Raw genomic sequence first — 9,191 nt, forward strand, 5'->3', positions numbered from 1 at the left:
TTAGGCTGGTCAGGTGGTTAGAAGTACAAGCCCCTGGCTTTAGACATGGGGTTGGTTTCTACGGAGTCCCTGACATTATAGTAATTGTATTTTCTTGACCACATGGACAACGAAAGGGAGTGGTTGAGGCGCGACGGACAATCGTCCGTCGCGTGACCCCCCCCGGGAGGGGCGCAAGTGAGGCTTATCGCTGTGAAATGAAGCGCAATCCGCGTTCGGTACAGACGCCGTGCAAGGGGCGGTCCCAGGGTTCGATGGGTAACTCGGGGACAAACGCGAAATCAAAGATAATGCCAATCGTGGGTTTGTCGGCCCATGCGCTCTGACTGAGAAAGCGATCGTAAAAGCCGCCGCCATAACCCAACCGATAACCGCGCCGATCGCAACTCACAGCCGGAACTAGGATTAAATCCACCGCCTCCGGGGACAACAGCGGCGCGTCGGCGCTCGGTTCGGTAATGCCAAAAGCTCCCCTAGTCAGGGTATCGCCGGCACAGTAGCGATGCCAAACCAGGGATTTGCCCACACAGCGGGGAAAGCCCCATTGGTGGTGGGGGTGGATAAACAGCGGGCTGAGGTCTGGTTCTTGGCGAAAGCTGAAATAAGCGAGAATGGTTCGCGCTTGGGTAAATTGAGCAGCAGATTGCAGGTGGGATATTAGGCGATCGCTTTTCTCCCGCCATTCTTCTACAGAGAGGGATTTTCGCACCTGTAGCAGATCCCCTCTCAGTTGAGCTTTTTCCAGTTTAGGGTCGATCGCATTCACAAGTCTAACACCGAGATTTTTATCCCTCATATTTTAAACCGGATTCCTCAGTTTATCCAATTTCGAGTCAACCCGCTGACAATTGGCTCAACAAATTTCCCGAACGCTCCCGTTTCGGAGGAATCTCCGCTCGAAACGGGAGTATTGTCAGCGCCAAACCATTGAAAAATCAGCCAACTTTTAACTCATTTCCCGATACCGGAAACCGGGAATTAATCCGCATGCTTGCGATACCAATCGATGGTATTTTTAAGCCCTTCTTTAAAGCTTACCTCAGCGGTAAAACCGAATTCTTGTTTGGCGCGTTCCGTATCCAAACAGCGGCGCGGTTGACCGTTAGGTTTGTCCGTATCCCAGACAATTGCCCCATCAAATTCCATCAACTCGCAAATCAGTTCGACTAAATCGCGGATAGTAATTTCATGGCCGGTGCCCAGATTTACCGGGTCGGGTTTGTGATAGGATTGAGTGGCCATAACGATGCCGCTTGCTGCATCAGTGGAGTAGAGAAATTCGCGACTGGGGGTGCCATCTCCCCAAACCACTAATTCTTTATCGCCCCGTTGTTGTGCTTCGTGGACTTTGCGAATTAACGCCGGGATGACGTGGGAACTGCCCGGGTCGAAGTTATCTTCCGGTCCGTATAAGTTAACCGGGAGTAAATAGATGCCGTTGAAGTTATATTGTTGGCGATAGGATTGCAGTTGGACTAATAAGGCTTTTTTGGCGATACCGTAGGGGGCGTTGGTTTCTTCCGGATAGCCGTTCCAGAGGTCTTCTTCTTTAAAGGGAACTGGGGTGAATTTGGGATAGGCGCAGATAGTGCCGACACAGACAAATTTTTCCACCCCTGCTTGATAGGCAGCATGAATTAATTGAGTGCCCATCATTAGGTTATCGTAGAAAAGTTCGGCGGGTTTTTCCCGGTTTAAGCCAATACCTCCCACATGAGCGGCGAGGTGAATGATGATATCTTGTTGTTGGACGACACTCTGGCAAGCGTCCATTTTCCTGATGTCATAATCGCGCGATCGCGGTACGGTAATTTTTTCGCGATCGGCACCGGCTTTGCACAGTTGGTCGATAGTTTGCCGACCCAGAAAACCGGCTCCCCCGGTGACCAGAATTCGTTTGTCTTTTAAATCGATGCTTTCCATTGCATATCCCCTGGGCTGCTCAAGTATGTTGTAGTCTAAGTTCCAGGCGCGCGCTCCTTTGAGTATGCCGCGATCGCGAAGGAAAAGCGCCACTCGGCACGCTTTTCCTTCGGATTTGCCCGGTATTAAATGGCGCGATTAATCCACCATGCGGTGGCCGATTTCTTGGCGAATAAAGGCGCGATCGAGAATGGATTTCCCGGTGGGAGACTCGATGCCGAGGGCATGTAAGTCCGCTTCCACCATCAAGGCGACCAATTGCTCGAACGTCACCGAGGGTTCCCATCCTAATTGTTTTTTCGCCTTCGCCGGGTCGCCAATTAACAGGTCAACTTCCGCCGGACGCAGATAGCGAGGGTCGAACTCCACATAGTCTTCCCAGTTGAGGTTGACGTAATTAAAGGCTAACTGGAGAAAATCCCGGATGGAGTGGGTTTCGTTGGTGGCGATTACGTAATCGTCGGGTTGGTCTTGCTGCAGCATCAGCCACATGGCGCGCACGTAGTCTTTGGCATATCCCCAGTCGCGTTTGGCATCCAGGTTGCCCAGGTAGAGTTTTTGCTGCTGTTTGGCGACGATGCGCGCCACCGCCCGGGTAATCTTGCGGGTGACAAAGGTTTCACCCCGTCGGGGGGAGTTGTGGATCCATCCTTGTCCCACTCCCGCATGGAAGGTGCCAGAGGTGGTGGCGAAGTCAAATAGCCAACCGGTGTAGTTAATTTTGTCGGCTTTGACGACTGTATCGAGGGGTTGGCCCGGGTGGGGGTCGTCGGCACAATTCAGGGTGACGCGATAGTAAAGTCGGTCTTCTTGCTGTTCCGTGCCAATTCTCGCCGATTGGTGGAGGGTGGTGAGCGCCATCCAATACAGACCGGCTGCCATCACCGCAGAAGCAGTGCGAAATTCGGGCACCGGGGAGGCGGTGGGGGTGCGGTGGAGTTCATCTAAGCCATAAAATCCTTGTAAAAAGGCCAGTCGTTCGCGATCGCACCCATTTAAAATCCGCTTCGGAATCCGCTTGTCACCGCAACTGCTGTAAAGGGAAGCGTAGATGTAGCGACCATATTCGCGATTGCCATGCAGTTGCAGTTGAATCTTATCGGTGGCGCTACGGTTTGGCGCGATCTGTCCCCCCGTCACCTTGCGCCAACTGGCGGCGAGGCGATCGCGATCCGCAGGATTTGCCAGGGTAACGGTGATGCTTCCCGATGCGCTCACTTCCCCGCGCGCCGCCAAAACTCCCAGCAACCAGGCTTCGGTTTCGGTCAAATCGATTTGCTCGGTAGGTTGGGGAAGGTGGATTAAGGCTAAGGAGTCCCCAACTTGGATGTCGTCGGCGGGTTTTTCCAGGGTTTGCTCGTTTTGGCGGGCAAACACCCGGTGGTCGCTGGTGGCATGGTAAACTGCTCCGGGAGCGGCAATCCGATGCAAGGCTTTCGGGGAGGGGCAGTTGGCTCCATTCCAGGTGGCGGTCATGCAAGTGACTTCGGTCCAGCCATTGGCATCCCAAACCTGAAAGCGATCGCCCCGGACGAGGTTTGTGGTGTGGCGATCGCCGGGGTTCCCCTCCCTGGAATGGGGAACCATATCTTCAATGGGAAGGATATCGATTAAGCCGTCTTGGCGAACGATGACTGGGGTTTGCGCCGTGACGCACTCGTGGTTGAACAAAATTCCATTGCAGGCAAATAGGTCGTAGGATTCGCGATAGTTGACGGTTTGCCAGTGGGAGTAAACTTTGGCGCAGGAATAGGGACTGCGCGGATAAAATGGGGTGGTCTCTGTTTGCGGGATTTCCTGCACTTTGCCAAACATCTCCGAGGATCCGGCTTGATAAAAGCGGACTTGGATCCCGGTGCGGTGTTGATAATCCCGAATCGCTTCGAGCAGGCGCAGGGTTCCCATCGCCACGGTATCCACGGTGTACTCGGGGGCGTCAAAGCTCACCCGCACGTGGGATTGCGCCCCTAGGTTGTAAATTTCTACGGGTTTGACTTCTTCGAGAATTCGGCGCAACGTGACGCCATCGGTCAAGTCGCCGTAGTGCAGAAATAATCGGGCATCTTGTTTGTGGGGGTCTACGTAAATGTGATCGATGCGATCGGTGTTAAAGGTGGAGGTTCGGCGGATAATTCCGTGAACTTCATAGCCTTTTTCCAGCAGCAATTCGCTGAGGTACGACCCGTCTTGACCGGTGATGCCTGTGATTAATGCCCGCTTGCGTTCCGTCATCCTCTATTTTTCCTCTAGATCTGTGGTTGGATGGGCAGGACGATCGAGCGCGATCGCGTCAGTCGCTCGACTGACAAGCACCCTGGATTTTTCCCTGCTCTTGCCTCCTGCCCCTATGCTTACTTTGCGCTCCTGAGAGGGGACTTATTAAATTGGGTTTTTTTGCTCCCCGCGCTACTTCACCCTCGGGGGAAGTTCCGGTTGGCGTTGGGTCTGTTGGACCCTAGGGTTCCAAGCTGTGCCCGGAACTCTAGCGCTCGCGACTCCCCTCGATCTTGATTCCACGGAGTCTTAAATGATTAACAGTTTACCGCGAAATCTTCACCCTCATGTGAAGTTCCGGTGTGGGTTTGACAAAAATTTAACAAAGCTTTGGCTGCGCGACGGGTTCGGGCAGGAGCGATCGCAAATGATTTCTGTTTCCGGGTGGGTTCTATTGCCCTAAACCAGCTTTTCCCTATCTTTTTCTGAAGGAATTGGCGCTTTGTTTATGGGATTTCGACTGGCTCCCCTATGTCCCCCTTTGTTAAAACATGGTTTTTCCTGCAGCAAGTCGCTGCTAAATCTTAATAAACTGTCCCGGTCTATCGGGCACAGTTTATTAAGATTTTTAGGGGTTAGTAAGCCCCGTTATCTTTGGGGAACAATACGACTTTTAGGGTTTTCAAGATAATCCACATATCCATCCAAAAGTTCTGGAAATTGACATAGTAAACGTCAATTTGAATTCTCCGATGATAGGGAATGTCGTTTCGCCCCGAAACTTGCCACAACCCGGTAATTCCTGGCTTGATGGTTAGCACTTTATCAATATGTCGCCCATATTTTGGAAGTTCTTCGACCACTAAAGGACGAGGGCCGACCACGCTCATTTCCCCTCTCAAAACATTCCAGAATTGAGGGAATTCATCTAGACTCGTTATTCTCAAGAAATGGCCGATCCAGGTGATTCTAGGGTCGTGCTTGAGCTTGAAGCTATCTTCAAATTCTTCTCGGAGATTGGGCGATGTTTCCATAAGATCCAGCAAAATTTCGTCGGCATTTTGCACCATCGTTCGGAATTTGATACAACCGAACTTTTTATGGTTTTTCCCCACGCGCTCTTGCAGGTAAAAGATGGGTCCGGGGGAACTGATGTAAATCAGCAGCCCTAAAATTACGTACACTGGGGAAAACAGTATCAAAACGCACAGGGAAAACAGTACGTCGAACAGCCGCTTGACAAATTCTGCGTCTATACCAACGAGGATTCGCCAAAAGGCACGCTTCGTAACCGCCTGAATGATTTTGCCGGAGATGAGTTGGCTATCGGCAGTCATCTTACTCCTCTAATTCACACCACACACAGTCCTGATTGTAAAGCCTTCAGACAATTTGCATTGCGTCTGGAGATTACAGGGGACTTTCAGAGTTGACCCGATCGCCTCTTTCCAAGTGCCTGTGGGACTTGTCCGGCGTTTTTCCCTTCGGGTTTCCATCGCCTCGGGGGGATCGATCCGCGATCGCTGGGCAGGTGTTAGAAATTAATTATCTGTAACTCCTTCCTGCATTGGTGAACTGCCGGGGGTTGGCTTTATTCCCTCCCGGAGGGATGCCCGGGTTCGCCACAAGATTCCAGGAAGGTTTTGTAACGCTGTTGAAAGACTTTCGGGGAGAACTGTAAAGCCCGGGCGAGGGCTTGGTGAGGGTTAAACTGCGATCGCAGCGCCTCAAAGGTTTCTACCGCTTCCATTAACGCCGCTTCGGTTTGCGCCGGAAACAATAACCCGGTACCAGTTTGCGGATATTCCCGCAGATCCAGTACCGTTTCCCTGGCCCCCCCTGCACCATAAGCGATCGCCGGGGTACCACAGGCTTGCGCTTCCACCAAGGCCATGCCAAAATCTTCACAGGCGGCATAGACAAAGGCTTTGGCTCGAGCCATATAGTCCTCCACCACCGCATCGGGCTGAGATCCCAGCACTTGCACGTTAGGACCGGCGATCGCCCGAATTTCGGCCAACTGCGGCCCGGTCCCGATCGCCACCAGGGGTTTTTCCAGTTGGTTAAAGGCGCGAACGATTAAGTCGATTTTTTTATAAGGCACCAGTCGCGAAACCGTCAGGTAAAATTCTTCCTTGTCCAGTTGAAATGAAAAGCGATCGACATTCACAGGCGGATAAATCACCTCCGCCTCTCGCCGATAACAGCGCCAGATCCGACGCGCGGTATGTTGCGAGTTGGCAATAAAATAATCCACCCGGTTGGCGGAAATCGCATCCCACTGGCGCAGGCGATGCAGCAAATAGCGCGTCAAGATTCCCTGAATTCCCCGACCCGAGGAACTGTGATTGAGATAATCAAAGGTTAAATCCCACGCATAGCGCATCGGGGTATGGCAGTAACAGATATGCGTCTGGTGCGGTGCGGCGAGTACCCCTTTGGCCACGGCATGGGAAGAAGATAAGATCGCGTCATACTCCCGCAAATCCAGTTGCTCGATCGCCAAGGGTAAAAAGGGCAGATATTTTTGCACCCCGGTGCGCGCGAAGGGAAACTTTTGTAAAAAGGTGGTGCCGATCTCCCGCTTAAACAGGTAGCTGTCGGGATTGGTTGATTCAAAATCAATCAAGGCATAAAGGTCGGCGTCAATAATGTTGAGTATTTCTTTGACCACCAGTTCCGAACCTCCAGTGGCATGAGGGGTTAGCCATTCATGCACCAGAGCATAATTTTTCACCATTATTCGCGACAATGTACGGGGTATTACAGTTGAGCAACGGTCAGAATTCACCCAGCCGGGAAACCGAAAAAAAGAATTCGGCAAGGCATTGGGAATCCTTCAAACGGGCGCGATCGCAACCTGCGAAGGGCAATAAAAGCACCCAACTTAACCTACGGTATCATACTTTGCTTTTCTCCACACTCGCTCGGGGGCGATCGGTTCGCGTTTCTTGACTTATTTTGCTTCTAGATTGCAATTTTAGCTACCTCTGGCCTGGGCTAAGTGCAACGTTAGCTACGGATTTTAAGTATAAAGCCGCTGATTATCCACCGTCGTGGTTAGTTAGTTGGGACAGGTTGTTGGCATTCAAGTCATAGAGATAGATATCACCCCCACGAGAAAATCCTGAATCCAGTTCGGACAGATCGGTGGTTCCTCGCTAAAGTAGCTTCGAGTCGGTAGTCGTCTAAATTGATAAGACATAAAAAGCGGCGGGTTTCATTATTGATATTGATGTGAAAAGTCCGCCAGTGTTGCAAGGCTTGTTCTTCGTCGAATTCCGCGCGATCGGCTTGCAGGGAGCGATAATAATTAGGGTTGCATGGTAGGGAAAGAGCGACGGTTATTATTCTTCTCTTTTGCGAGGGATAAGGATGAATTGTATTTTTTTGGCAATGGGAGAGAGCCTCAAGCGTGACCCCATGAGGTTCTCCTGGGAAGAGATTGCCGATCGCGCCCCCAGATAAATTATGGAGTATTATGAGATAGCTTAGATCTGGTTCGGCACTTCGCCCGCCAGAATTCTGGGGTTTGAAAATAGTATAAATTTGCACTTGCACCTTCCAAGCCACAGGGATGATGTCTGAACCTTTTGCTCATCATCGTTCACCCTGAGAACGAAAAAAACGGACGATCTTGGTAACTTAGCTTTCGGGCGAGGGATTTTGAGGTGGTGCGTGAAGGTTGAGAGAGTTGGGTTAGCGCTTGCGAAAAACCGTTGCACTCCGCAGGTTTCTGTGAGTTTGCCGTATAAAGTGGGGCGAGGTAACGGGAAAATTGAGCATGAAAAATTAAGAATTGAGACTTTGTTAGCGTCTCGAATTCGATTCACAGGGGTGGGTTGTGCAGTGTATGGGTTAGAGATAATCGGCGCTTGGCCATTTTCTCTGATAAGGGGAAGTGAAAGATAGGCAGCCTATAGCCTCCGTCGGTGGGTGTTTGTGGGGGAGGGGACGGGAGTGGGACGGTTGTGGAAATGTGAGTAGCGCGATGAGAAGGGTCTTTTCTCAGCTTATACTATATTGATAACTCCTAAAGTTGAAATTGCAGCTTTGCCACTAGTGAGGGTTTGCTACCTGCATTTGGGGGATGGAGGGGGTGAAGGGAAAATTCTCGCCAATGTCATCAAGCGATCGCAAATGGCGTCCGAGGCTTTCCCCCGCGCTACCCCTATGGATCGGGCAAAATTGGGCATGCGGAGGGTGAGATTGGCGGGGCTTTCAGAGGGTGAGTGTAGCGGTGTGGAGAGCGCATTTCCCACCCCCGCGATCGCGACAGTAGACCTCTCCAAAAATACCGATTTAGGAACGGTGGCATAAGGGTTTGAGAACCTTTTCTGGAGAAGTCTAGTGAAGACGGGGAGGAGTGGGAAATGCGCCGGAAAATCAACGGGAAGGGAAGATTTATCATCACTCAGGGGCAAGCGGTGAAAACCGTGGTAAAAAAGAGGAAGAGCAGTTGGGGCGTCAGGTAGAATAGAAAGGCAGTGGGAGGCTATGGTTCCAGACCGATCGCACCTTCTAAGTTGGCACCAAAAAAGTTAACTTCCTTGATATTCGCGCCTCGGAAATTAGCTCTACGTAAGTCTGCCCCATAAAAATTGGCTTTACTCAAATCTGCCGAATCGAGATTGGCATCCAACAAGACGGTGCCCAAGAGATTAGCCGTACTTAAGTTAGCCGAATTGAGGTTCGCCTGGGTTAAGTCAGCCATTTGAAAATTTGCTCCCGTTAAATCAGCGCCTCGCAAGTCTGCTGTCTGGAGGTTGGCATTACTCAGGTTGGCATTAATTAAATTAGCATCGGTTAAATCGGCACCACGCAAATCAATGCCGCTCAAGTCAGCGCCATTGAGATTGCATCGCTGACAAGTCTTGGTTTCTCGCAATTGAGCCAGATCCCCAGTATTGGGTTGCGCGATCGCAGGGGAGGCGATCGCGAAGGACGCCACCAGGGACATTGTTAGGGCAATTTCTAGTTTCATCAGAAATTAGGGTTGGTAAGGGGGAGAACGGAAACCCTCGTCATTTATGCGTAGGGAGGAGTTCTCCCCC

The 9,191-nt window shown here is 51.3% G+C and carries 7 protein-coding genes and 1 pseudogene; 1 reads left to right on the plus strand and 7 read right to left on the minus strand.

Annotation, left to right across the window (positions count from 1 at the left end):
* Nucleotides 1–184 precede the first annotated feature (184 nt).
* The 6 genes and pseudogenes from AC0QH1_RS23745 to AC0QH1_RS23770 all read right to left on the minus strand — a co-directional run bounded on the left by AC0QH1_RS23745 (nt 185) and on the right by AC0QH1_RS23770 (nt 6,877).
* The gene (locus AC0QH1_RS23745; protein WP_324633860.1) at nt 185–796 is read right to left on the minus strand and encodes a 5-formyltetrahydrofolate cyclo-ligase; all 612 of its coding nucleotides are present in this window, start codon (nt 794–796) and stop codon (nt 185–187) included.
* 182 nt (nt 797–978) lie between these two features.
* A complete protein-coding gene (locus tag AC0QH1_RS23750; RefSeq protein ID WP_324633865.1) occupies nt 979–1,923 on the minus strand; it encodes a GDP-L-fucose synthase family protein in 945 nt (314 codons plus the stop codon).
* 138 nt (nt 1,924–2,061) lie between these two features.
* Nucleotides 2,062–3,510: a GDP-mannose 4,6-dehydratase gene (locus tag AC0QH1_RS23755; protein WP_324633866.1), complete on the minus strand. Its 1,449-nt coding sequence runs from the start codon at nt 3,508–3,510 to the stop codon at nt 2,062–2,064.
* A gap of 69 nt (nt 3,511–3,579) precedes the next feature.
* Nucleotides 3,580–4,155, minus strand: a pseudogene (locus AC0QH1_RS23760) (GDP-mannose 4,6-dehydratase); the annotation flags it as partial.
* A 617-nt stretch (nt 4,156–4,772) separates the two neighbouring features.
* Nucleotides 4,773–5,474, minus strand: a complete 702-nt coding sequence (locus AC0QH1_RS23765) for an undecaprenyl-phosphate galactose phosphotransferase family protein (RefSeq protein WP_324633861.1) — start codon at nt 5,472–5,474, stop codon at nt 4,773–4,775.
* Nucleotides 5,475–5,728: 254 nt separating this feature from the next.
* Nucleotides 5,729–6,877, minus strand: coding sequence for a glycosyltransferase (locus AC0QH1_RS23770; protein WP_324633862.1), 1,149 nt, complete (start codon nt 6,875–6,877; stop codon nt 5,729–5,731).
* A 1,313-nt stretch (nt 6,878–8,190) separates the two neighbouring features.
* Between AC0QH1_RS23770 and AC0QH1_RS23775 the strand changes: the two genes are divergently transcribed.
* A complete protein-coding gene (locus tag AC0QH1_RS23775; protein ID WP_324633863.1) occupies nt 8,191–8,457 on the plus strand; it encodes a hypothetical protein in 267 nt (88 codons plus the stop codon).
* Between the two features lie 175 nt (nt 8,458–8,632).
* On the opposite strand, the gene AC0QH1_RS23780 is transcribed toward AC0QH1_RS23775, so the two are convergent.
* On the minus strand, nt 8,633–9,121 hold the full coding sequence (locus tag AC0QH1_RS23780) for a pentapeptide repeat-containing protein (RefSeq protein WP_324633864.1): 489 nt from the start codon (nt 9,119–9,121) through the stop codon (nt 8,633–8,635).
* Nucleotides 9,122–9,191 lie beyond the last annotated feature (70 nt).

It is taken from the genome of Phormidium sp. CCY1219 (assembly GCF_055795085.1).

Bases quoted from the DNA above. Each gene is read 5' to 3' on its own strand.
- AC0QH1_RS23750 (WP_324633865.1), bottom strand. From the start codon at position 1,923: ATGGAAAGCATCGATTTAAAAGACAAACGAATTCTGGTCACCGGGGGA.
- AC0QH1_RS23755 (WP_324633866.1), bottom strand. From the start codon at position 3,510: ATGGTTCCCCATTCCAGGGAGGGGAACCCCGGCGATCGCCACACCACA.
- AC0QH1_RS23770 (WP_324633862.1), bottom strand. From the start codon at position 6,877: ATGGTGAAAAATTATGCTCTGGTGCATGAATGGCTAACCCCTCATGCC.
- AC0QH1_RS23780 (WP_324633864.1), bottom strand. From the start codon at position 9,121: ATGAAACTAGAAATTGCCCTAACAATGTCCCTGGTGGCGTCCTTCGCG.
- AC0QH1_RS23765 (WP_324633861.1), bottom strand. From the start codon at position 5,474: ATGACTGCCGATAGCCAACTCATCTCCGGCAAAATCATTCAGGCGGTT.
- AC0QH1_RS23745 (WP_324633860.1), bottom strand. From the start codon at position 796: ATGAGGGATAAAAATCTCGGTGTTAGACTTGTGAATGCGATCGACCCT.